The organism is Butyricicoccus pullicaecorum (genome assembly GCF_002160355.1).
Classification (GTDB): Bacteria; Bacillota; Clostridia; order Oscillospirales; family Butyricicoccaceae; genus Butyricicoccus; species Butyricicoccus pullicaecorum.
Genome location: NZ_NFKK01000003.1, coordinates 80,062 through 102,169 on the forward strand (window position 1 = coordinate 80,062; position 22,108 = coordinate 102,169).

The following is a 22,108-nucleotide window of genomic DNA, read 5'->3' on the forward strand; positions in this document are numbered from 1 at the left end:
ATATAGGAAGAAAAAGGAGAGAATCACCATGATGAAGAACGTTCTGAACACCGATCTGACTGGCAAGGTCTGCGTTGTAACCGGTGCGGGCGGCGCAATCTGCGGCATGTTCGCAAAGACGCTGGCACGTGCAGGCGGCAAGGTTGCTGTGCTCGATCTCAACGAGCAGGCAGCGCAGCAGGTCGCTGATGAGATCAACGCAGAGGGCGGCATCGCAAAGGCTTACAAGGCCAATGTACTGGAAAAGGAAAATCTGGAAGCAGTTCACCAGCAGGTACTGGCTGATCTGGGTCCCTGCGATGTCCTGATCAACGGTGCAGGCGGTAACAATCCGCGTGCTACGACCGACAATGAATTCCACTTTGAGGCTAAGGACATTGAGGGCTGCAAGACTTTCTTTGATCTGGACAAGTCGGGTGTTGAATTTGTCTTTGCACTGAACTGGCTGGGCACGCTGCTTCCGACCCAGGTATTTGCTGTCGATATGATCGATCGCGACGGCAACATTCTGAATATCGCTTCCATGAACGCGTATACCCCTCTGACCAAGATTCCGGCGTACTCGGGCGCAAAGGCTGCAATCGTGAACTTTACCGAGTGGCTGGCAACTTATTTTGCAAAGTCTGGTATTCGCGTCAATGCAATCGCTCCCGGTTTCTTCGTTGGCAACCAGAATCGCCGTCTGCTGTTTAACGAGGACGGTACACCCACTGCACGTACTGCAAAGATTCTCGCAGGTACGCCCATGGGTCGTTTTGGTGAGCTCAACGAATTGGAAGGTGCTGTCTTGTTCCTGCTGAACAATGCTGCTGCCGGCTTTATCACCGGTGTCTGCATTCCGATCGACGGCGGCTATGCTGCTTACTCCGGCGTATAAGTCCGGGATAAGAAAGCATTCCGAAAGAAAGGGTGGAGCTTTATGAACAAGAGGATTCGTGCGGTAGCACTGACACTGGCGGCGGCGTTGACATTGGGTACGTTGGCTGGCTGCGGCGGTACGTCGACTGCGGAGGATAGGGAGATCATCCGCATCGGACACAACCAGTCCACGAACCATCCGACTCACATCGCTTTGGTTGCTTTTGAGGAATTCATTGAGAGTAAGCTGGGAGATAAGTATGATGTAGAAGTCTTCCCCAGTGAATTGTTGGGCTCTCAGAACGAAATGGTTCAGCTGACCCAGACGGGTGCAATCAACTTCTGTGTTGCTTCAAATTCGCTTCTGGAAACCTTCAGCCAGAACTATACGCTGTTTAATCTTCCGTATCTGTTTGCATCCAGCACGGCATACCATGCCTCGATGGATGATGAGAATATTACCGGACCGATCTTTGAATCCACCAAACAGGCAGGCTTTGAGGCTGTCACTTGGCTGGATGCCGGTACGCGTAACTTCTATACCGTTGATAAGCCGATTGAGACGCCTGCGGATCTGCGCGGTTTAAAGATCCGTGTGCAGCAGTCTCCGACCAATGTGCAGATGATGAATCTGCTGGGTGGTTCGGCAACACCGATGGGCTTTGGTGATGTCTATACAGCGCTCCAGTCCAAGATCATCGACGGCGCAGAAAACAATGAGATGGCATTGACCGATAATGGCCATGGTGACGTATGTAAGTACTATTCGTACGACATGCATCAGATGATTCCCGATATTCTGATCGGCAATATTGCATTCCTCGACTCACTGAGCGAAGAGGAACGTGATATCTTCGAAGAGGGTTTTGATCTGGTTAACCAGGTTCAGCGTGAAGAATGGGTCACTGCGGTAGAGAAAGCAAAGGAACGTGCAGCCAATGAGCAGGGCGTTCAGTTCATTTATCCGGACACCAAACCCTTCCAGGAAGCCTGTGCGCCGATGCACGAGGCAATGCTCGAACAGTATCCTGATCTTGCGCCGATCTACGACGCTATCCAGGCATACAACGAGCAGTATCCGTCTGATTCATAAGGGAGGTGCCGGAAGATGAAAGCTTTAAGAAATGTGATGACAAAACTGCTCAATGCGTTGGCAGGAATCAGCTTTATTGCAATGGTTATTCTGACTTGCTGGCAGGTTTTCACACGCTATATCCTGAAGAGTCCTTCGACTTGGTCGGAAGAGCTGGTATCGTATCTGTTTGCCTGGGCCAGCTTGCTTGGTGCATCCCTGATCACTGGTGAGCGCGGTCACATGAATATTCCGATTATCGTAGAACGTCTGAATGCCGGTGCGCAGAAGGCGCTTGGAATTTTTGGTGAAATCGTCGCCTTTGCCTTCTCGGCTATCATTCTGGTCTACGGTGGTATCCAGATTTCTCAGTTGGCGATGGGACAGATGACTTCGTCGCTTGGCGTTGCGGTTGGTGTTTTCTATGTGGTTATGCCTCTTTGCGGTATACTTAACATGATTTATACCATCCTCAACATTGCAGATATCTGTAATGGTACCACACAAGAGAAGAAGGAGGAGGCGTAAGCTATGGCAATCCAGTCTTTGTTGATTATCGTTGGTGTGCTGGCGGTTCTTCTGGTTGTCGGCGTACCGATCTCCTATTCTATCGGTATTTCCTCGCTGATTGCGATTTTGCAGACTGTTTCGATGGATGTATCGGTCGTAACAGGTGCACAGCGTATCTTCGTTGGCATGAGCAAATTCAGCTTGACGGCAATTCCGTTCTTTATTCTGGCGGGTAACCTAATGAATCAGGGCGGTATTGCAAAGCGACTCGTTAATTTTGTTATGGCGATTCTGGGCAAGCTGCCGGGTGCGCTGCTTGTCACCAACGTCGGCGCAAATGCACTGTTTGGCGCAATTTCCGGTTCGGCCTCTGCAGCTGCGGCAGCAGTTGGCAGCATGGTAGAGCAGGGAGAAGAGGAGCAGGGCTATGATAAGGCTTTGTGTGCAGCAACGAATGGTGCTTCGGCTCCGTCTGGCCTGCTAATTCCGCCCTCCAATGCACTGATTACCTACTCGCTTGCGGCAGGCGGTACATCGGTTGCAGCATTGTTCCTCGCTGGTTATGTACCTGGCATCATCTGGGCACTGGCATGTATGGTGGTTGCCATCGTCATTGCAAAGAAAAAGGGATACAAGGGAACACCGGGTAAGTTTGATTGGAAGAATCTCGGTAAAGCAACACTGGCTGCGCTACCGTCCCTGTCTCTGATCGTTGTTGTTATCGGTGGTATCGTCGGTGGTATTTTCACCGCAACAGAAGGCTCTGCAATCGCTGTCGTGTACGCATTGATTCTTGGTATCTGCTATCGCAATATCACGGTCAAGTCGTTCTGGAAAATCGTTGTTGATAGTGCGAAGATGAGCGGCATGGTCGTATTCCTGATTGGTGTATCCAACATTCTTGGTTGGGTTATGGCGTTCACCCAGATTCCGCAGGCGATTTCCGAAGCACTGCTGGGTCTGACACAGAATTCGATCATTATTTTGCTGATTATGAATGTGATTCTGCTCATCGCAGGTACGTTCATGGATGTTACACCGGCAATCCTGATCTTTACGCCTCTGTTTTTACCTGTTGTAAAGACTTTCGGTATGGACCCTGTGCAGTTTGGTCTGATTTTGGTGTACAACCTCTGCATCGGCAACATTACACCGCCGGTCGGCAATACGCTGTTTGTTGCAATCAAGGTAGGACGCTCCAGTCTATCTAAGGTCATGCCATACATGTTATGGTATTATATTGCAATCCTCATCGGTTTGCTGCTCGTCACCTATGTACCCGTAATTAGTTTGGGACTGCCGCAAATGGCAGGTCTGCTGTAAAAGGAAGAGAGAAGGATGCAAGCAATTTTACGCTTGCATCCTTTTTGTTATATTATTATAGGTGGGAGATATGAAATTGCATCTAATGAGGAAAGCAGCAATTTAAAATATGAATTATACAAAACGTAGGTAATATAAATTAAAACCAAAATAAAAAAACACTAAGAAAGAATAGTAAATTACCTTTACATCTATATTTCGCCCCTTTTGAATCACTCGAAATAGAACGATTTCTGACCGCAATTTTTTGGACAATTTTATCAATTTTTAGGACAAATATTCTAGAGCCTTGTTGTATGATTGACAAGAGAAGAGGAACGCGATACAATGGAATAAATCAAATGGGACGATCAGTCCACCAAAGAGGTGCCTGCCTTTGGACAGGGTAAAAGGGAATTGGGTGAAAATCCCAAACGGGCCCGCCGCTGTAATGGAAGAGCCGCATGCAAATATATGGTCACTGGTAAGCACACACCGGGAAGGCCGCATGTGACGTTGATTCCAGAGTCAGAAAACCTGCCTTTTTGGTCAATATACACGCAACGACGAGGAACGGATGCTGTGATGATAGGGGAATATACGGTCTGCCAAAGGTCCCAGATCGTTTTCTGAATTCAAATCGCAGCCACCTTTGATCTGTCATTGGATGGTATGCGATTTTTTTGTGCGTTTTTTCAGACTCTGCGCACATCATAATACCAATCATCTTGTTGCGCAGGGAAGGAGGAAGCAAATGTCAAATCTGGTTTACAAAAATCAGACCACTCTCAGACGAGGTTATACGACCGGTTCCTGTGCTGCTGCAGCTGCACAAGCTGCAACGCTCTTGCTCCTTACCGGACAACTGCCCGAAGTGATCGAGCTGCATACGCCAAAAGGAATTGATCTTTTCCTTCATCCCGAGCAGGCCAGCTTCGACGGCACGGTCGCACGCTGCGGTATTCGCAAAGATAGCGGCGATGATCCCGATGTAACAAATGGCATCTGTATTTATGCAGCTGTTCAAAAACAAGAGCAAGAAATCGTAATTCTCGGCGGCGACGGTGTTGGTGTTGTCACACGACCCGGACTTTCTGTCGCAGTTGGCCAACCGGCCATCAATCCCGGCCCGCGGGCACAGATTACCGCAGCAGTTACCACTGCGGTGCAGCAGGCTGAATATACGGGTGGATTGCAAATCACAATTTCAGCCGAAAACGGCGACCAAATTGCCAAACAGACCTACAATGAACACTTAGGTATTGTAGGCGGGATTTCAATTTTGGGAACCAGCGGTATTGTGGAACCGATGAGTGAAACTGCACTTATGGATACGACGCATTTGGAACTTGACAGTCTGTATGCTGCCGGGGCACGAAAAGTTTTAATCTGTCCCGGAAATTACGGTGCAGATTTTGCACGTGATCAGCTCGGACTTGACTTAGAGCAAGCCGTCAAGTGCTCCAATTTTATTGGTGACGCACTGGATTATGCTGCCTGGAAAGGCTTCCAGCAGATTTTTCTAGTCGGGCATGCTGGAAAGCTGGTCAAAATTGCAGCAGGCGTGATGAATACACATTCATCGGTTGCCGATGGCAGACAGGAAATTTTCACCGCGCACGCTGCACTTTGCGGTGCACCGCACGATACCCTGCAAGCCCTCATGCAATCGGTCACAATTGACGCATGCTTAGAAGTATTAGATAAGGTTAATCTACGCGACCCCGTTTTGGAGCGAATCGGTAAGGCAGTCGACGAACGACTGCATTACCGTTTACGCGGAAAAGCTGAGATCGGATATTTAATGTTTACCAATCAAAGCGGTGTTTTAGCACAGTCGAAAAATGCTGTAAAACTTTGTGAAGAATTCAGAGGTCTATTATGAATCAAGGAAAATTATATGGAATCGGCGTTGGACCTGGAGATCCCGAGCTTTTGACCTGTAAGGCTGTCCGCCTCATCAAGGAATGCGATGTCATCGCAGTTCCTAAGGGCGGCAGCGGAGAACAGACTGCATTGCAGATCGCCGCGGCTTTCATTCAGGACAAGCCAATCCTGCACTGCGATATGCCCATGACACGCGATCAGGCTGTGCTCAATGCCTGCCATGATCAAGCAGCCGATGATATCTGTGCGCTTTTAAATGAAGGAAAAAATGTTGCCTTTTTGACATTGGGTGACCCCGCAGTTTATTCGACCTACTGGTATGTACATCGACGTGTGCAAGCGCGTGGATATACGGTTGAAATCGTTCCCGGCGTACCGTCTTTCTGTGCTGCAGCTGCACGCCTTGGGCAGGCTCTGTGTGAAGGCAGCCAGATGCTGCACATCATCCCGGCATCGCATTCTTCTACCAAGGAAGGTCTTGCACTGTCCGGCAACAAAATTCTGATGAAGGCGGGAAAATCCATTCTTGAAGTGCGCGATCTGTTAGAGGCTGATGGCAAGCTTGACAGCGCCGCATTGGTAGAACGATGCAGCATGGAAGGCGAGCGCGTTGTACGGGATTTACGGGAACTGGACGATCCCACAGGTTACTTTTCGGTCATCTTAGTACGGGAGGAACAGAAATGATTTATTTTGTCGGTGCAGGATCGGGTGCACCCGATTTGATTACCATTCGCGGCGCCAATCTCTTACAAAAAGCGGATGTTGTTGTCTATGCCGGATCCCTGGTAAATCCTGCACTTTTAGAGTATTGCAAAGCAGACTGCCAGATTTATAACAGCGCAACCATGACACTCGAGGAAGTCATGGATGTTATGATCCCGGCGGCACAGGCAGGACAGCTTGTCGTCCGTCTGCACACAGGTGACCCTTGCGTCTATGGCGCACATCGTGAGCAGATGGATATCCTGGATGCACATGAGATCGCGTATGAAGTCGTTCCCGGTGTATCGTCCTTCTGCGGTGCAGCCGCGGCACTCAAAGCCGAGTATACGCTGCCTGATGTCAGCCAGACAGTGATTCTGACCCGTATGGAAGGCCGCACGCCAGTACCGGAGAAAGAAAAGATCGAACTGCTTGCAGCGCACGGTGCTACCATGGTCATTTTCCTGTCTGCCGGTCAGATGGAACAGCTCTCTGAGCGCCTGATTGCCGGTGGCTATGCACCGGATACACCGGTTGGCATTGTGTATAAGGCGACCTGGCCTGACGAGAAGGTCGTACGGACGACAATTGCACAGATGGCACAGGCTGCAAAGGAACATAATATTACGAAAACAGCGTTAATTACTGTTGGCAACTTTTTAGGCTCGAATTATGAGCGATCTAAGCTGTACGATCCAACCTTTACGACCGAATTTCGTGAGGCCAAACAGTGATTCGTGCAAAAATTATCTCTTTTACGGCGCGCGGTGCACAAACCAGCAGTCGGATTGCACAAGCGCTGTATCCGGCTCATGCAGAACAGTACGCACGTGGAACCGATCGATCGATTAAACAGACCAACCTGTCCCGTATGGTACAGCAGGCGATGGTTGACTGCGATTTGATTGTTTTTGTCGGTGCTTGCGGCATTGCTGTTCGTTCCTGTGCACCTTACTTACAGGGAAAACAATATGACCCCGCTGTACTTGTCGTCGATGAGAACGCAAAATTTGTGATTTCACTGTTATCCGGTCATATTGGCGGTGCAAATGCACTGACAGAACAGCTTGCGCAAGCGCTTGGCGCACAGGCAGTGATTACCACGGCGACCGATGGTCGTCGCGCATTCGCTGTCGATACCTGGGCACAGCAAAACGATTGTACCGTGCATGAGGTGCCACGAATCAAGCATATTTCCGGTGCAATCTTAGCGGGTGATCCCGTCGGACTGCATAGTGACTTTCCTTTAGAAGGAGAGCTTCCCAAAGAAATTCGGGTAAATGAACCCGCAACCTGTGGAATCGTCTTATCCGTCCGCACGCAGCTGCAGCCTTTTGCTCACACATTGCATGTAATTCCGCGTGTGGTGCATTTGGGAATTGGATGTCGGCGCGGGACTTCCGCAGAACAGATTGAAGCATTCATTGCAGAGATTTTAGACGAGGAACACATCCCATTTTCAGCCATTCGCCGTGTGGCATCCATTGATTTAAAACAGGATGAATTGGGATTATGCATGTTCTGCAAGCAGCACAATCTCCCGTTTGTCACCTATTCCGCACACGCATTAGCGCAAGCACCGGGCTCGTTTACAACTTCCAATTTTGTGCAAAAAACGGTCGGTGTAGACAATGTGTGTGAGCGTTCCGCAGTTCTTTCCAGCTGCGGCGGAACGATTTTGAGAAAGAAAACCGCTCGAGACGGCATGACTGCCGCCTTGGCGATTGAGGATTGGAGGGCACATTTTTGAATATTTGTATGACTGGAATTGACTTCCAGCGCGCAAATCTTTCAGCTCGTGAACCTGTATCGTTTGTGCAGGGACAGGTCGAAACCTTACTGCCCAAGATTCGAGCTTTTGACGGTGTATTGGGCTGTGCTCTTCTGGCAACCTGCAACCGAACCGAACTGTATCTGCACACCGAACATCCCGACATTGATCCTTTATTCGTTTTATGTAAAACTGCAGGCATTCCTTATGATGCTTACACAGAAATCTCCACCGTGAGAACCGATCAGGACGCCGTCGCACACCTGATGGAAGTCGCTTCCGGAATGCAGTCACAGATTTTCGGTGACGATCAGATTTTATCTCAGGTGCGCAATGCAATCACACTCTCTCGTCGGTTAGGCTGTGCGGACAGTGTTCTGGATACGCTGTTTCGCCACGCAGTGACCGGTGGAAAGCGCGTCAAAACCGAGACACATCTGATCGGTGTTCCGACTTCCGCTGCACATCGTGGTGTAGAAAAAGCGCGAGACGCCTTGCACGGATTAAACGGAAAGCGCGCTGTCGTGATTGGAAACGGTGAAATGGGTCGCCTGACTGCTACGCTCCTGTATCAGGCAGGATGCGAAGTGACCATCACGCTGCGTACCTACCGGCATGGCGAAACCATCGTTCCGGCCGGATGTAAAACCCATCCCTACGATGATCGATTTTCTATCATCGACGGTGCCGATCTTGTGGTGAGTGCGACGACCAGCCCGCACTTTACACTCACTCACGAGCAAGTACATGCTATGCAAACACCGCCGAAACTGATCGTTGATCTGGCGATGCCGCGTGATATTGACGATGGAATCGCTCAGTTGACGACCGTCTATAATCTCGACGATCTGGGACAGCTTGCTGATGAAAACGCAGGCGAGCGCGAAGCGGCAAAGCAAATCCTGGAAGAGGAAGAAACTGAGTTCTACGCTTGGTATGAATATCGAAAGGCGTTGCCGCTGATCGCAGAGATCAAAGACACTGCGGTTGCGCGAGTGAAGTATGATCATGCGTTCTCCGGACTCTATGCAGACGGTGATCTGGACGGTTTGACCGAACTTGCAGTACACAAAACCATTGACATGCTGCTCGGCGGCATGAAAGAAATATTGACTGCGGCACAGGTGCAGTCGTGTCTGTCCAAGATGCAGAAAGGAAACGGAAAATGAAACTATATGTAATTGGCATCGGCCCGGGTGGCGAAGAGCAGATGACGCTGCGGGCAGTCCGCGCACTCGAGCAGTGCGACTGCGTCGCAGGTTATGGCCTATATCTGGATCTGATTGATTCTCTCATTCAGGGAAAGGAACGCATTCAGACCGGAATGACCCGTGAAGTTGATCGCTGCACGGCAGCAAGAGATGCTGCTCTGGCAGGCCACACGGTCGCTGTCATTTCGAGCGGCGATGCCGGTATCTACGGCATGGCTGGTCTAATGTTTGAAGTATGCGAATCCCATCCGGAGATTGAAATTGAAGTTATTCCCGGTATCACGGCGGCAAGCTCTGGCGGCGCTGTTCTGGGTGCACCTTTGACCAACGACTTTGCAGTTGTAAGCCTCAGCAATCTGCTTACCCCTTGGGAAACCATTGAAAAGCGCCTGCGTGCCGCGGCGGCTGGTGACTTTTGCCTGTGTCTGTACAACCCTGCAAGCAAACGCCGTACCGATCATTTGCAAAAGGCTTGTGATATTCTGCTGACCGAACGCGCACCGGAAACACCCTGCGGCATCGTGCGCAATATCGGCCGCGAAGGGGAAGCGTTCACATTGACCACCCTTGGCGCACTGCGAGATACCAACGTCGACATGTTAACGACTGTATTTATCGGAAATTCTCAGACCAAGGTTATCAACGGTCATCTGGTCACCCCGCGTGGTTATCACGGCGTATGAAACAGCTACTGATTTTTTCCGGTACAACAGAAGGACATTTGTTATGCCGGTTTTTATCATCGCACAGTATCCCGGCACATGTGTACGTGGCCACAGCCTATGGGGAAGCGGTCATGGAAAAATTGCCCGGAATTACCATACACACCGGTCGCCTCTCATATACTGAGATGGCGCAGCAGATGCACAAAGACTGTATGGTTATCGATGCGACCCATCCGTATGCGAGTGAAGTGACCGAGAATATCAAATCGGCCTGTGCGGCATCCGGTGCCCAGTATCTGCGTCTGGTTCGACCTGCACAATCATCCGACGGCGTGCATATCGTACCCGACACAGCAGCTGCAGTGCAATGGCTCTGCCAGACAACCGGTAAAGTTCTTCTCACAACCGGAAGTAAGGAATTAGATGCCTATACCGCGATTCCAGATTATCAACAGCGACTCTATCCACGCGTACTGCCCACAGCCGAAGTGCTTCAAAAATGTACGGCACTTGGTTTCCCCGGTGCATCCATTTTGGCAATGCAAGGACCATTCTCTCATGAAATGAATGTCGCCCTGCTTCATAAAACCGGTGCGTCGATTCTGGTCACAAAGGATACCGGAAAGAGCGGTGGATTTGCGGAAAAGTTATCCGCTGCCCGCGAAGTTGGCGTACAGGTATTGATGATCGCTCGTCCACAAAATGAAGAGGGATTTACGCTGGAAGAAATGCAGCAAAAGCTCTTGGCAGAATTTGATGTACAGAAGCCTCCTCGATTTCCTTTGTTCGTCTCTCTGCTTGGAAAAAAAGTGATAATTATTGGTGCAGGAGCGATTGCGGCACGCAGAGTCGGTGTCCTGCAAAAGTTCGGTGCGGACATTCATGTGATTGCCCCCGAAATTTCACAGAATATCGACTTGTCAAAGATTCATTATCAAGCGCGCAGTTTTCAGCCTGAAGATATTGACGGTGCATTTCTGGTCATTGCCGCGACCAATGATCGTACCGTAAATCACGGAGTTGCTGCAATCTGTAAACAGCATGAGATTCCGGTAAGTGTCGCGGATTGTGCAGAGGAGAGTACCTTTTATTTTCCTGCGATCTGCGAGGGCAGCGGATTGATTGCTGGATTGGTTTCAGATGGTTCCGACCATCACGCAGTATCGCGTACTGCAAAAAAAATTCGCGAGATATTGGAGTAAAAAATGAAAACGATCAAATTAGGTAGCCGGGACAGCAAACTCGCAGTCATCCAAGCAGAAATGGTGCGGGCAGCGGTTCCGGTTCCGTGCGAACTGGTTACTATGAAAACGACCGGAGATATGATTCTGGATCGAACACTGGATCAGATCGGCGGAAAAGGCTTATTTGTTAAGGAACTTGACCGTGCACTCGCTGCCGGAGAGGTAGATTTTACCGTACACAGTCTCAAGGATATGCCAATGGAGCAGCCTGAGGGACTGCCCATTGTTGCCTATTCCAAGCGTGCTGATGTACGCGATGCACTGGTGCTGCAAGCCGGTTTGCAGGAGCTTGACTTATCCAAGCCGATCGGATGTGCCAGCGCACGCCGCCGGATTCAGCTCAAGCGACTCTTTCCCGAGGCTGACATTCAGCCAGTACGCGGCAATGTACAGACCCGCCTGCGTAAACTGGATGAAGGCCAGTACGGTGCGCTTGTCCTTGCAGCTGCCGGTCTGCACCGATTAGGACTGGAAGGACGCATTCATCGGTATTTTTCTCCAGATGAAATTTTGCCAGCTGCTGGTCAGGCCATTGTTGCGGTGCAGGGCAGGGAAGGCAGCGATTTATCCTGTCTTTCGGCATTCGCAGATGCAGATGCACGCGATTGCGCGTTGGCAGAACGCAGCTTTACCCGTACGTTAGACGGCGGCTGTTCTTCTCCGGTTGCTGCCTATGCAAAATTAGAGAACGATCACCTCATTCTGCACGGTATGTATGTCAGCGAAGACGAATCGATCGTGCGATTCGGTCAATGCGAAGGTGACCGCTCTCAGGCGGTTACTCTAGGCATTCAGCTGGCACAGCAGCTCAAACAAGCGAGGTAAATGGATATGACAGGAAAAGTAATTTTAGTCGGCGCTGGCCCTGGCGGTCGCGATCTGCTCACCTTGCGCGGTGCTGAGGTGCTGCAATCCGCCGAGGCAGTTGTGTACGATCGCTTGGTCAGCCCGGACATTCTGGAACTCATTCCGCAAACCGCTGAACGCGTCAATGTCGGAAAGGAAAACAACCATCATCCGGTTCCGCAAGATCAGATCAATGAAATTTTGGTGCGTCTGGCGCAGGAAGGCAAGCAGACCGTTCGTTTAAAGGGCGGCGACTGTTATCTATTCGGTCGCGGTGGAGAAGAATGCGAATATCTGTTAGAGCATGGCATTTCATTCGAAGTTGTCCCCGGTGTAACATCCGCGTTGGCTGTGCCTGCCTATGCAGGTATTCCGGTAACCCATCGTGACTACTGTTCTTCGGTACATATTGTGACTGCACATGCGCGTGCAGGCAAACCGCTCGACATTCACTTTGATGCATTGGTACAGACCGGCGGTACATTGGTTTTCCTGATGGGATTGAGTGCTCTGTCCGAAGTCATGCAAGGTCTGCTTTCTGCTGGAATGTCGCCGGATATGCCCGCAGCAGTCATTTCAAATGGTGCCCGCGGCAATCAAAAGAAAGTCATTGCCACGATTTCCACGCTGTATGATGCAGTTCGCGCAGCAGGACTCAAAAGTCCCGCGCTGATCGTCGTCGGTCGTGTTTGCGAGCTTCATTCAGCACTGGACTGGTTTACGCCGCTGCCACTGCACGGAAAAACCATTGCAGTGACTCGTCCCAAAGAGCGTATCGGAACACTGTCCAAAAAACTGCGTGCATTGGGTGCGAACGTAATTGAATGTCCCTGCATTGAGACGCAGGAAATCGAAGACACTGCACTGCTCAAATATGAGCTGACCGACCGCTGGGATTGGGTTGTACTGACCAGCCCGGCAGGCGTTTCGGCTATGGTTCATGCTTTGCAGCGTGCAGGTTATGATCTACGTGCTTTATATGGCATGCAGTTTGCCGTCATCGGTCCGGGTACTGCGCAAGCACTGGCAGCTTACGGAATCGAAGCTGACTTAATGCCCGATGTGTATGATGGTTCACACTTAGGTCAGGCGCTCGTCGATACATTAGACCCAAAGGAACGCGTTTTGATTTTGCGCTCGGCGCAGGGAGGTTCAGAACTCACGGCCAAACTGCGAGAAGCGGAAATCACATTCGCCGATGTTGCAACATATGAAACCGTCTACCGCACCGATCAGGGCGACTTGCTGCGCACAGAACTTGCAAACGGCACGTTGGATGTTGTGACATTCACCAGCGCATCCACCGTGCGTGGCTTTGCCGAAGCCGTAGGTGATCTTGATTTTCAGGCATTTACCGCTTTGTGTATCGGTCAGCAAACTGCTGCTCAGGCACAAAGCTATGGTATGCAGGTAAAAATTGCAAAAACTGCGACCATTGACAGCATGATCGCATGCTTATTGGAGGAATAAACAATGTTTAACGAAACCATTCGTCCGCGCCGTCTGCGCACATCTGATTGTCTGCGCCGTATGGTGCGCGAGACCCGTATTTCACCGGATAGTCTGATCTGGCCGATTTTCGTGCGCGAAGGCACCGATATCTATGAAGAGATCCCGTCCTTGCCCGGTCAGTATCATTACAGCCCGGATCAGCTGTATCGCATGATCGATCGCGCTCGTGCGCACGGCGTGTCGCGTGTCATTCTATTCGGTCTGCCTGCGCACAAGGACGAATGCGGTTCGGGTGCCTGGGCTGCTGACGGCATCGTACAGCAGGGCATCCGCAAAATCAAAGAACTGGCACCTGAAATGTATGTCATTACCGATGTGTGTATGTGCGAATATACCTCGCATGGCCACTGCGGTATTCTGTGCGGTCATGATGTAGACAATGACAAGACCCTTGAGGTTCTGTGTAAAACCGCATTGAGCCATGCGCAGGCCGGTGCAGATATGGTCGCCCCCAGCGATATGATGGATGGCCGTGTCGCACGCATCCGTGAGATTTTGGATGCCCATGGTTTCCAGAATGTTCCGGTCATGTCTTATGCTGCAAAATATGCGTCCTATTTCTATGGCCCGTTCCGCGACGCAGCTGGCTCTGCTCCGTCGTTTGGTGATCGCCGTTCCTATCAGATGGATTGGCACAACGCCCGCGAAGCGATGCGGGAATGTGAACTGGATGTACAAGAAGGTGCAGATATCCTGATGGTCAAGCCTGCACTGAGCTATCTGGATCTCATCCATGAGGCACGCCGCCGTTTTGATCTGCCGATCGCTGCCTATTCGGTCAGCGGTGAATACGCTATGATCAAGGCCGCTGCAAAGGCTGGTTTGATCGATGAGCACGGCGTTATGTGTGAGTCTGCTGTCAGCATTTTCCGCGCTGGCGCAGATATTCTGATTACTTATTATGCATGTGAACTGGCAGATGCCATTCGGAAGGGAGAGATTGGCTGATGTTGACGCAAGCCCATTCCAAAGCACTGTTTGAACGTGCAAAAAAAGTCCTTCCCGGCGGTGTGAATTCTCCGGTACGTGCTTATCGCTCGGTCGGCGGTACGCCTCCGTTTCTGGTACGCGGAGAGGGAAGTCATGTATGGGATGAAGACGGAAATGAATACGTCGATTTCGTCGGCTCGTGGGGCCCGCTGATTCTTGGTCATAGCCATCCGGCTGTACTAGAAGTTGTCGGACAGGCCATGCAGCACGGCCTGTCCTTTGGTGCACCGACTGCAATCGAAGTAGACGTTGCCGAACTGATTGTATCCATGGTGCCCAATATTGATATGGTACGCATGGTCAATTCGGGCACCGAAGCGGTTATGAGTGCGCTGCGTGTTGCACGCGGTGTGACCGGTCGCGACAAGATCATCAAGTTTGAAGGCTGCTATCACGGTCACAGCGATGCCATGCTGGTCAAGGCTGGCTCGGGTGCTCTGACCGGAGGCGCGCCCGATTCTAAGGGTGTTCCGTCTGCGGTTGCAGCCGATACGCTGATTGCACAGTATAACGACCTTGATTCAGTACGTGAGCTGTTAGAAGCGAACCCGGGACAGGTTGCAGCAATCATTGTAGAGCCGATCGCTGCAAACATGGGTGTTGTCCCGCCTGAACCCGGATTTTTAGAGGGTCTTCGCGCGTTGTGCGATGCACATGGCGCATTGCTGATCTTTGACGAAGTCATTACCGGCTTCCGTCTCGCACGCGGCGGCGCACAGGAATACTTCGGCGTACGTGCCGATCTTGTAACGTTCGGTAAGATCATCGGCGGCGGTATGCCGGTCGGTGCGTATGCCGGAAAGCGTGAAATCATGGAGCAGGTTGCACCGACTGGCCCGATTTATCAGGCTGGCACATTGTCCGGTAATCCGGTTGCGATGGCCGCAGGCTTAACCCAGCTTCAGATTTTGAATGCACATCCTGAAGTTTATACCGAAATCGAACACAAGGCACAGCGCATGGCAGATGCAATGCGTCAGGCCGCTGCAGCTTCACAGGTTGCATTGCAAGTCAATCAGTGCGGCGCGCTTCTGTGCCCGTACTTTACCAGCGAACCTGTGCGCTGCTTTGCAGACACGCAGCGGTCGGATCTCGAAAAATTCCGCACGTATTTCTGGGGTATGCAAGATCATCACATGTACATTGCGCCCTCGCAGTACGAAGCAACCTTTGTCAACGCCAGCCACACCGCAGACGATGTCGAAGCATTCTGTCAGGCAGCAGCGGCAGTCATCAACGCATTATAAAAGGAGTCTAACGATATGAGTCGTCGGTTTATCATTATTGGGGCAGGAACAGGACAGGCTGCCAATCTGACCGAAACAGCCAGACGGGCTTTGATGAGCGCTGCCTGCGTATTTGCTGCGCCGCGTTTGGCCGAGCAGCTGGGAAACCTGCGAGAGATCAAACCGGCGACCATGTCTCAAATGGTAGAATGGTCGATTGCATGTACGCAATCTCCGGTTGCACTACTGGTGTCTGGTGATTCGGGATTCTTCAGCCTGACGAAGTCCATTCAGCATCAGTTGATGGCATACGGCTCGGTTGAGATCTTACCCGGACTGAGCAGCATGCAATATCTCTGTGCAAAATGCGGACAAAGCTATGATGATGCTTACATTCTCAGCCTGCATGGCCGATCCGGCAGTATTTTAGGTGCCGTCAGCTATCACAAGAAAGTATTCGCATTGACTGGCGGTACCCACACGGTACAAAGCATCTGTCAAGATTTGGTGAACGCCGGACTCGGTCATCTGCTTGTCTACGTTGGTGAAGATCTGGGTGCTGCGCAAGAGCGTATTTCTGCCGGAACAGCACAGGAACTGGCTTTACGGTCGTACAGTGATCTGGCCGTACTTCTCGTGCTCAATCCCAATGCAGTGGATTACCAGAAAGCCCTGAGAGATCGCGACTTTGTGCGCGGTGAGGTGCCAATGACCAAGCAGGAGGTGCGCTGGACTGCTGTAAATCTCCTCGATCTGCAAAAAAGCGATATCGTATATGATATCGGTGCAGGAACCGGGTCGGTATCTATTGAGATGGCGCGACATGCCTGCCAAGGTTTGGTTTACGCCATCGAGCGAAAAGATGCCGGGCTTTCTCTGATTGAACAGAACCGACTGGCTTTGGGCGCCGGAAATGTAATTCCAGTCTCGGGATATGCACCCGAAGCGCTGGAAGGTCTACCAACACCGGACGCAGTATTTATCGGCGGCAGCGGGGGAGAATTACCCGAAATTTTAGCTGTATTGAAACAGAAAAATCCGGATGTCCGTGTTTGCATCAGTGCCATTGCACTGGAAACCATGAGCCGTGCGCTGGAGTCTCTCAAAAAATTGGAATTTTCCAACATAGAGGTCTGTCAAATCAGCGCCGCACGCGGCAGACAGGTGGCAAGCTATACCATGATGACAGCAAACAATCCTGTCTTTCTCATTTCAGGAGGTGGTAAGCCGTGACCGGTTCTCAGCCTCGTTTGTTAATCGGTGGCACCGGAAGTGGATGCGGTAAAACCACGGTATCGAGTGCGATTCTGCGAGCATTGCAGCGCCGCGGTGTTTCATTGTGCGCTTTCAAATGCGGTCCGGATTATATCGATCCCATGTTTCATCGCGCAGCCCTAGGTCTTCCGTCTTATAACTTAGACTTATTCTTTCTGTCTGAGTTTCAAATTCGTGCGTTAGCTGCACAGCATCTACAAAATCAGACGGTCGGCATTATGGAAGGCGTCATGGGATTCTATGACGGTGTATCTGGCACGACCGATCAAGCATCTGCTGCGCATCTTGCGCGAGCCACGCAAACACCGGCCATCTTAACCGTACGCCCTAAGGGGCAGTCCTTATCATTGGCTGCTATGGTGCAAGGCTTTCTGCGATTTGCACCAAACACTATTCAGGGTGTCATCTTAAATGATGTATCAAAAGGGATGTATCCGTTTTATCGCAGCATACTGGAACAAGCTGGTGTGAAAGTCTATGGATTTTTGCCGCCAGTCCCAGAATCGGAAATTCCAGACCGTCATCTTGGACTGGTAACTGCGGCAGAAATTGGAGATATCCAAACAAAACTGGATCGCTTAGCTGATGCAGCGGAGGAATGTTTAGATCTCGATGGGCTGTTGGAGCTTGCACATACCGCACCACCGCTCACAGACCAGTTCAGTCCGATTACGCCAATTGCACAAACTCCCATTCGCATTGGTGTTGCACAAGACCGTGCATTCTGCTTCTATTATCAGGACAATCTGGACATGCTCACCGCTTTAGGGGCAGAACTAGTACCATTTTCTCCCTTGGAAGATACCTCCTTGCCAGAAGCAATCGACGGTTTGTATATTGGCGGCGGGTATCCCGAACTTTACGCGCCACGTTTGGCTGCAAATCGGCAATTACGTGCCGAACTCAAAGAGAAAATCGGTCAAGGACTTCCCACCATTGCGGAATGCGGCGGTTTTATGTACCTGGGCGAAGAAATTTGCTGTGAAACCGGTGTGTTCCCCATGGTTGGCGCATTGCCCGGACGTGCTGAGCTGACTGCACGTCTTCAAAATTTCGGCTATACCGCCTTAACTGCAAAAAAAGATTGTCTGCTCTGCAAACAAGGACAAGTCTTACCCGCACATGAGTTTCATTACTCAAAATCTGAATTCTCCGGCTGTGATTTCACGGCCAAAAAACCAAATGGAAAGCAATGGGACTGTGTATTCGCGTCACACACCCTATACGCAGGATATCCTCATCTATATTTTCGCGCTATTCCCGCATCCATTCGTCAATTTCTTGAAATTTGTATAGAAATGAGGGCAAAATAATGACTTTGGAACAAACGATTGCGGCTATTCGTCCTCTCTGTGCACAAAGCGCAGAGGAGGCAAAACAATATTTTTCGTCGATTGCCATTCCCTTAGGCAGCTTGGGAATGCTTCAGGATGCGATCGTACAGATCGCAGGGATTCAGCATCAGGCGCATCCTAAGATCTCTCAGCGATCGGTGGCTGTATTCTGTGCAGACAATGGTGTTGTCGCGCAGGGCGTTACCCAGTGCGGACAGGATGTCACGGCAATCGTAACCGAAAACCTCAATCGTGCCCAAACGTCTGTATGCCGAATGGCGCTCCATACCAACGTCCGGGTGCTTCCCATCGATATCGGCGTCGCCTGTGATGTGCAGGGCGAAAAAATCATCCGCCGTAAAATCGCTTACGGTACGCAGGATATGACCCAAGCACCCGCCATGACGCGCGAAGATTGTATTCGTGCGCTCGAAGTCGGCATTGAAATGGCTGAAAAATGTAAGGCCGACGGTGACCATATCGTCGCGGTAGGCGAAATGGGCATTGGCAACACGACATCCACCGCTGCCGTTACGGCTGTTTTGACTGGCCGACCGGTGACCGAAGTGACCGGCCGCGGCGCGGGATTGTCTACCGAAGGACTGCATCGAAAAATCGCAGCAATCGAAAAAGCCATTACGCTCAATCAGCCTGATCCTTCCGATGTCGTTGATGTCATTTCTAAGGTCGGTGGCTTTGATATTGCAGGTATCACCGGATTCTATCTGGGCGCCGCTGCACAGGGAATGCCGATCGTCGCCGACGGTGTAATCACAGCAGCAGCTGCACTCTGCGCCGTTCGTCTTTGTCCGGCTGTACAGGACTACATCATTTTTGCGCACGAGTCTCAGGAACCCGCAGGCAGAGTGCTGCTGGACACCCTTGGCGTGCATCCCTTTATTACCGCAGGCATGCGTCTTGGTGAGGGCACTGGCGCAATTGCTGCAATTGCGCTATTAGATCTGGCTTTTACTGTTTATGATGAAATGCCCTGTTTTGTCGATACTGCAATCGAAGCTTACCAGCCGCTGACTTGAGGATACCGCCATGTTCATTTTAGTGACCGGCGGTGCAGCATCAGGAAAATCTCAGCACGCAGAGCGCTTGCTGTGTGAGCGTGCGCGTGAAGGCAGCCGGCTATACTTAGCGACCATGCAGCCGTTTGGTGCCGAGGCACAGGCACGCATGCTGCGGCACCACGCATTGCGTGCAGGAAAAGGATTTCAAACCGTAGAGCGATACACGGATTTGACACATATCGAACTGCCTGAAAAAATGTACGACGGTATCCTGCTCGAGTGCATGTCCACACTTCTGGCCAATGAAATATTCAGCCCGGATGGGGCAGGGGAGGAAGCCGTTTCTGCCATTCTTCAAGCTGTTGATTCACTCTATCCGCGCTGCTGCCAAACATTGGTCGTTGTAACAAACGAAATTTTTTCAGATGGTATCAAGTATCCCGCACAAACCATGCAATACATGAAACAGCTGGCACAGCTCAATGCCGTGCTCGCTCAAAAGGCTGACGTTGTCGTGCATTCGGTCTGCGGTATTCTTCTTCCACTGAAAGGAGCAGACCTCTTATGAACAGCCTAATAAGCGGCTTTTGTGTCGCATTCTCCATGTATTCCTTCATTCCCATGCCACAGCTCACATGGGATAAAAAAACCATGCGTTATGCGCTTTGTTTTCTTCCCTTTGTCGGTGTGCTCATTGGTGCGTGCCAATATCTATGGTTCCTGTTTTGTACGCATTTTGAAGCCAATACGCTATTCTACGCCATCGGTGCGACCTTGCTTCCGGTACTGATTTCCGGAGGCATCCATCTGGATGGTCTGACAGACACTTCAGACGCGTTAGGCTCACACAGCGAACCGGAACGCAGACTGGAAATTATGAAAGACCCTCATGTTGGTGCATTTGGTGTTCTGGGTATGGTTGTCTTCTTAATGTGTGAAACTGCGCTGTTTGCACAGCTCTACGAGACACCGAACTACTTATTTTTAGCGCTCTGCGGATCTACACTGGCGCGTATCGTCGGTGGCCGTGCGATTGTATCCCTGCCATGTGCAAAGAATACCGGGCTTGCTTATATTTTTGCAGAGAACAGCGAAAAAGAGCGCACCAAGCATGCAATGCTGTTCGAACTTATTGCAGCATTTCTTGCCTTAGCTGTAATTTCTCGCAGTATTTGGGTGGTAATCAGTATTGCAGCGGTCATCCTGTGGTGTATTGGACATGCGCGGCTGTGTCAAAAGCGATTTGGCGGAATTACAGGCGACTTAGCAGGATTCTTGATTTCAACAACCGAGCTGCTCCTGCTGCTCATCGCAGTGATCGGAGGTTTATGTGCATGAACATTTTAATTATAGGCGGCGCCTATCAGGGAAAACGTGCATTTGCTGAGAAAACATTTCATTTAGATCACCATGCGTTTGCCGACGGTGCAGACATGCCGTTGTCTGGCGAAATCTCTGCACCTGCAGTCGATCATCTGCACTTACTGATTAAACGTATGTTAGAGAATAACCAGCCTGTGTCCGGTCTACTGGAACGGCTGGACGGACACATCGTGTTGTGCGATGAACTGGGATGCGGTGTCGTACCTGCTGAAAAATCGGAGAACGATTGGAGAGAAGCAACCGGTCGATTGTGTTGTGATCTGGCCGAGCGCGCTGATGCCGTATATTGGCTGCGTGCAGGGATTGCACAGTGCATTAAGGAGAAAAAAGCATGACCATTGTCTTATCGGTTTTAATCGGTTTTTGTCTGGACTGCCTGTTTGGCGATCCTGCCAATCTCTGGCACCCGATTTGCGCGATTGGCAAGCTGATTTCAAAAACCGAAGCGCTGCTGCGTCGTGTCTTTCCGTCAACACCCAACGCACTCCTTATCGCAGGTGTTTTATTATGGTTCATCGTGTGCGGTCTCAGCTTCCTCATTCCACTCGTCGTGTTATATTTGCTGTCCCGCATTCATCCTGCACTTGCGTTTATTGCAAACACCTTTTTCTGCTATCAGATCTTTGCACGCAAGTGCCTTGCTGATGCCGGCAAGGATGTTTATACCGCTCTTGCACGATCGTTAGACGACGGACGCAAAGCAGTGTCTATGTACGTTGGCCGCGATACGCAGGCATTGGATGAAACTGGCGTTATCAAAGCGACGGTTGAAACCATTGCAGAGAATACGACAGACGGTGTCATTGCTCCGATGATTTTTATGCTGATTGGTGGTGCTCCGCTCGGTTTTCTCTATAAAGCGGTCAACACATTGGACTCTATGGTCGGTTATCACAATGATAAATATGAGTATTTCGGCAGATTTTCTGCAAAAGTAGATGATGTATTCAATTTTATTCCCGCTCGCATATCGGCAATCTGCATGATCGCGGCAGCGGGTATGCTGCATTTCGATAATCGCAATGCACTGCGCATCTTTCGACGAGATCGCAAAAATCATAAGAGCCCCAATTCCGCGCAGACCGAATCTGTATGTGCCGGTGCGCTGCATATCCAGCTTGCCGGGGATGCCGTGTACTTTGGAAAGAAAATGGAAAAGCCGTTCATCGGTGACCCTGACCGACCGATCACACGCAATGATATCGCCTATGCAGAACGACTCATGACCGGTGCGTCGCTCATCATGTTGGTGCTTGGCACGGCGATTCGGATTGCCTGTACGGTGAATTTGTTGTAAA

22 protein-coding genes and 1 riboswitch are annotated in these 22,108 nt (G+C 50.7%); all 22 genes read left to right on the forward strand.

Annotation, left to right across the window (positions count from 1 at the left end):
* Positions 1 to 28 precede the first annotated feature (28 nt).
* The 22 genes from B5F17_RS03550 (at position 29) to cbiB (ending at position 22,107) form a co-directional block, all read left to right on the forward strand.
* Positions 29 to 877 (forward strand): SDR family oxidoreductase, encoded by an 849-nt coding sequence (locus tag B5F17_RS03550; RefSeq protein ID WP_016146769.1) that lies wholly within the window; start codon positions 29 to 31, stop codon positions 875 to 877.
* A 42-nt stretch (positions 878 to 919) separates the two neighbouring features.
* Positions 920 to 1,951: a TRAP transporter substrate-binding protein gene (locus tag B5F17_RS03555; RefSeq protein WP_016146768.1), complete on the forward strand. Its 1,032-nt coding sequence runs from the start codon at positions 920 to 922 to the stop codon at positions 1,949 to 1,951.
* Positions 1,952 to 1,966: 15 nt separating this feature from the next.
* Complete coding sequence (locus B5F17_RS03560; protein WP_087370885.1) at positions 1,967 to 2,458, forward strand: TRAP transporter small permease; 492 nt, start codon at positions 1,967 to 1,969, stop codon at positions 2,456 to 2,458.
* A gap of 3 nt (positions 2,459 to 2,461) precedes the next feature.
* The gene (locus B5F17_RS03565; protein ID WP_087370887.1) at positions 2,462 to 3,763 is read left to right on the forward strand and encodes a TRAP transporter large permease; all 1,302 of its coding nucleotides are present in this window, start codon (positions 2,462 to 2,464) and stop codon (positions 3,761 to 3,763) included.
* Positions 3,764 to 4,110: 347 nt separating this feature from the next.
* Positions 4,111 to 4,301, forward strand: a riboswitch (cobalamin riboswitch).
* A 195-nt stretch (positions 4,302 to 4,496) separates the two neighbouring features.
* On the forward strand, positions 4,497 to 5,627 hold the full coding sequence (cbiD, locus tag B5F17_RS03570; protein ID WP_087370890.1) for a cobalt-precorrin-5B (C(1))-methyltransferase CbiD: 1,131 nt from the start codon (positions 4,497 to 4,499) through the stop codon (positions 5,625 to 5,627).
* Positions 5,624 to 6,316: a precorrin-2 C(20)-methyltransferase gene (cobI, locus tag B5F17_RS03575; protein WP_087370893.1), complete on the forward strand. Its 693-nt coding sequence runs from the start codon at positions 5,624 to 5,626 to the stop codon at positions 6,314 to 6,316. The genes cbiD and cobI overlap by 4 nt, the downstream gene beginning before the upstream one ends.
* Positions 6,313 to 7,068: a precorrin-4 C(11)-methyltransferase gene (cobM, locus tag B5F17_RS03580; protein WP_016146763.1), complete on the forward strand. Its 756-nt coding sequence runs from the start codon at positions 6,313 to 6,315 to the stop codon at positions 7,066 to 7,068. Before cobI ends, cobM begins: the two co-directional genes overlap by 4 nt.
* Positions 7,069 to 7,205: 137 nt before the next feature.
* Positions 7,206 to 8,084: a cobalt-precorrin 5A hydrolase gene (locus B5F17_RS03585; protein ID WP_143287664.1), complete on the forward strand. Its 879-nt coding sequence runs from the start codon at positions 7,206 to 7,208 to the stop codon at positions 8,082 to 8,084.
* Between the two features lie 8 nt (positions 8,085 to 8,092).
* A complete protein-coding gene (gene hemA, locus B5F17_RS03590) occupies positions 8,093 to 9,274 on the forward strand; it encodes a glutamyl-tRNA reductase (protein WP_162608064.1) in 1,182 nt (393 codons plus the stop codon).
* A complete protein-coding gene (gene cobJ / locus B5F17_RS03595; protein WP_087370901.1) occupies positions 9,271 to 9,999 on the forward strand; it encodes a precorrin-3B C(17)-methyltransferase in 729 nt (242 codons plus the stop codon). Before hemA ends, cobJ begins: the two co-directional genes overlap by 4 nt.
* Positions 9,996 to 11,183 (forward strand): precorrin-6A reductase, encoded by a 1,188-nt coding sequence (cobK, locus tag B5F17_RS03600; protein WP_087370906.1) that lies wholly within the window; start codon positions 9,996 to 9,998, stop codon positions 11,181 to 11,183. The genes cobJ and cobK overlap by 4 nt, the downstream gene beginning before the upstream one ends.
* A gap of 3 nt (positions 11,184 to 11,186) precedes the next feature.
* Positions 11,187 to 12,050: a hydroxymethylbilane synthase gene (hemC, locus tag B5F17_RS03605; protein ID WP_087370909.1), complete on the forward strand. Its 864-nt coding sequence runs from the start codon at positions 11,187 to 11,189 to the stop codon at positions 12,048 to 12,050.
* A 6-nt stretch (positions 12,051 to 12,056) separates the two neighbouring features.
* Positions 12,057 to 13,541 carry a uroporphyrinogen-III C-methyltransferase gene (gene cobA / locus B5F17_RS03610; RefSeq protein WP_087371313.1) on the forward strand — a complete coding sequence of 495 codons (1,485 nt, stop codon included), beginning with the start codon at positions 12,057 to 12,059 and terminating at the stop codon, positions 13,539 to 13,541.
* A gap of 3 nt (positions 13,542 to 13,544) precedes the next feature.
* Positions 13,545 to 14,531 (forward strand): porphobilinogen synthase, encoded by a 987-nt coding sequence (gene hemB, locus B5F17_RS03615; RefSeq protein ID WP_087370912.1) that lies wholly within the window; start codon positions 13,545 to 13,547, stop codon positions 14,529 to 14,531.
* Positions 14,531 to 15,820, forward strand: a complete 1,290-nt coding sequence (gene hemL / locus B5F17_RS03620; RefSeq protein ID WP_087370915.1) for a glutamate-1-semialdehyde 2,1-aminomutase — start codon at positions 14,531 to 14,533, stop codon at positions 15,818 to 15,820. The genes hemB and hemL overlap by 1 nt, the downstream gene beginning before the upstream one ends.
* 15 nt (positions 15,821 to 15,835) lie before the next feature.
* Positions 15,836 to 17,032, forward strand: coding sequence for a precorrin-6y C5,15-methyltransferase (decarboxylating) subunit CbiE (cbiE, locus tag B5F17_RS03625; RefSeq protein WP_087370918.1), 1,197 nt, complete (start codon positions 15,836 to 15,838; stop codon positions 17,030 to 17,032).
* Positions 17,029 to 18,387 (forward strand): cobyrinic acid a,c-diamide synthase CobB, encoded by a 1,359-nt coding sequence (locus tag B5F17_RS03630; protein WP_087370921.1) that lies wholly within the window; start codon positions 17,029 to 17,031, stop codon positions 18,385 to 18,387. The genes cbiE and B5F17_RS03630 overlap by 4 nt, the downstream gene beginning before the upstream one ends.
* Complete coding sequence (gene cobT / locus B5F17_RS03635) at positions 18,387 to 19,445, forward strand: nicotinate-nucleotide--dimethylbenzimidazole phosphoribosyltransferase (protein WP_087370924.1); 1,059 nt, start codon at positions 18,387 to 18,389, stop codon at positions 19,443 to 19,445. The genes B5F17_RS03630 and cobT overlap by 1 nt, the downstream gene beginning before the upstream one ends.
* A gap of 10 nt (positions 19,446 to 19,455) precedes the next feature.
* Positions 19,456 to 19,995, forward strand: a complete 540-nt coding sequence (locus tag B5F17_RS03640; protein WP_087370926.1) for a bifunctional adenosylcobinamide kinase/adenosylcobinamide-phosphate guanylyltransferase — start codon at positions 19,456 to 19,458, stop codon at positions 19,993 to 19,995.
* Positions 19,992 to 20,765, forward strand: a complete 774-nt coding sequence (cobS, locus tag B5F17_RS03645; RefSeq protein ID WP_087370929.1) for an adenosylcobinamide-GDP ribazoletransferase — start codon at positions 19,992 to 19,994, stop codon at positions 20,763 to 20,765. The genes B5F17_RS03640 and cobS overlap by 4 nt, the downstream gene beginning before the upstream one ends.
* Entirely contained in the window at positions 20,762 to 21,145 is a 384-nt protein-coding gene (locus B5F17_RS03650) for a bifunctional adenosylcobinamide kinase/adenosylcobinamide-phosphate guanylyltransferase (protein WP_087370932.1), read from the forward strand. Before cobS ends, B5F17_RS03650 begins: the two co-directional genes overlap by 4 nt.
* On the forward strand, positions 21,142 to 22,107 hold the full coding sequence (gene cbiB / locus B5F17_RS03655; RefSeq protein WP_087370935.1) for an adenosylcobinamide-phosphate synthase CbiB: 966 nt from the start codon (positions 21,142 to 21,144) through the stop codon (positions 22,105 to 22,107). Before B5F17_RS03650 ends, cbiB begins: the two co-directional genes overlap by 4 nt.
* The last annotated feature ends 1 nt before the right edge of the window (position 22,108 follow it).

Bases quoted from the DNA above. Each gene is read 5' to 3' on its own strand.
- B5F17_RS03550 (WP_016146769.1), top strand. From the start codon at position 29: ATGATGAAGAACGTTCTGAACACCGATCTGACTGGCAAGGTCTGCGTT.
- B5F17_RS03555 (WP_016146768.1), top strand. From the start codon at position 920: ATGAACAAGAGGATTCGTGCGGTAGCACTGACACTGGCGGCGGCGTTG.
- B5F17_RS03560 (WP_087370885.1), top strand. From the start codon at position 1,967: ATGAAAGCTTTAAGAAATGTGATGACAAAACTGCTCAATGCGTTGGCA.
- B5F17_RS03565 (WP_087370887.1), top strand. From the start codon at position 2,462: ATGGCAATCCAGTCTTTGTTGATTATCGTTGGTGTGCTGGCGGTTCTT.
- cbiD (WP_087370890.1), top strand. From the start codon at position 4,497: ATGTCAAATCTGGTTTACAAAAATCAGACCACTCTCAGACGAGGTTAT.
- cobI (WP_087370893.1), top strand. From the start codon at position 5,624: ATGAATCAAGGAAAATTATATGGAATCGGCGTTGGACCTGGAGATCCC.
- cobM (WP_016146763.1), top strand. From the start codon at position 6,313: ATGATTTATTTTGTCGGTGCAGGATCGGGTGCACCCGATTTGATTACC.
- B5F17_RS03585 (WP_143287664.1), top strand. From the start codon at position 7,206: ATGGTACAGCAGGCGATGGTTGACTGCGATTTGATTGTTTTTGTCGGT.
- hemA (WP_162608064.1), top strand. From the start codon at position 8,093: ATGACTGGAATTGACTTCCAGCGCGCAAATCTTTCAGCTCGTGAACCT.
- cobJ (WP_087370901.1), top strand. From the start codon at position 9,271: ATGAAACTATATGTAATTGGCATCGGCCCGGGTGGCGAAGAGCAGATG.
- cobK (WP_087370906.1), top strand. From the start codon at position 9,996: ATGAAACAGCTACTGATTTTTTCCGGTACAACAGAAGGACATTTGTTA.
- hemC (WP_087370909.1), top strand. From the start codon at position 11,187: ATGAAAACGATCAAATTAGGTAGCCGGGACAGCAAACTCGCAGTCATC.
- cobA (WP_087371313.1), top strand. From the start codon at position 12,057: ATGACAGGAAAAGTAATTTTAGTCGGCGCTGGCCCTGGCGGTCGCGAT.
- hemB (WP_087370912.1), top strand. From the start codon at position 13,545: ATGTTTAACGAAACCATTCGTCCGCGCCGTCTGCGCACATCTGATTGT.
- hemL (WP_087370915.1), top strand. From the start codon at position 14,531: ATGTTGACGCAAGCCCATTCCAAAGCACTGTTTGAACGTGCAAAAAAA.
- cbiE (WP_087370918.1), top strand. From the start codon at position 15,836: ATGAGTCGTCGGTTTATCATTATTGGGGCAGGAACAGGACAGGCTGCC.
- cobT (WP_087370924.1), top strand. From the start codon at position 18,387: ATGACTTTGGAACAAACGATTGCGGCTATTCGTCCTCTCTGTGCACAA.
- B5F17_RS03640 (WP_087370926.1), top strand. From the start codon at position 19,456: ATGTTCATTTTAGTGACCGGCGGTGCAGCATCAGGAAAATCTCAGCAC.
- cobS (WP_087370929.1), top strand. From the start codon at position 19,992: ATGAACAGCCTAATAAGCGGCTTTTGTGTCGCATTCTCCATGTATTCC.
- B5F17_RS03650 (WP_087370932.1), top strand. From the start codon at position 20,762: ATGAACATTTTAATTATAGGCGGCGCCTATCAGGGAAAACGTGCATTT.
- cbiB (WP_087370935.1), top strand. From the start codon at position 21,142: ATGACCATTGTCTTATCGGTTTTAATCGGTTTTTGTCTGGACTGCCTG.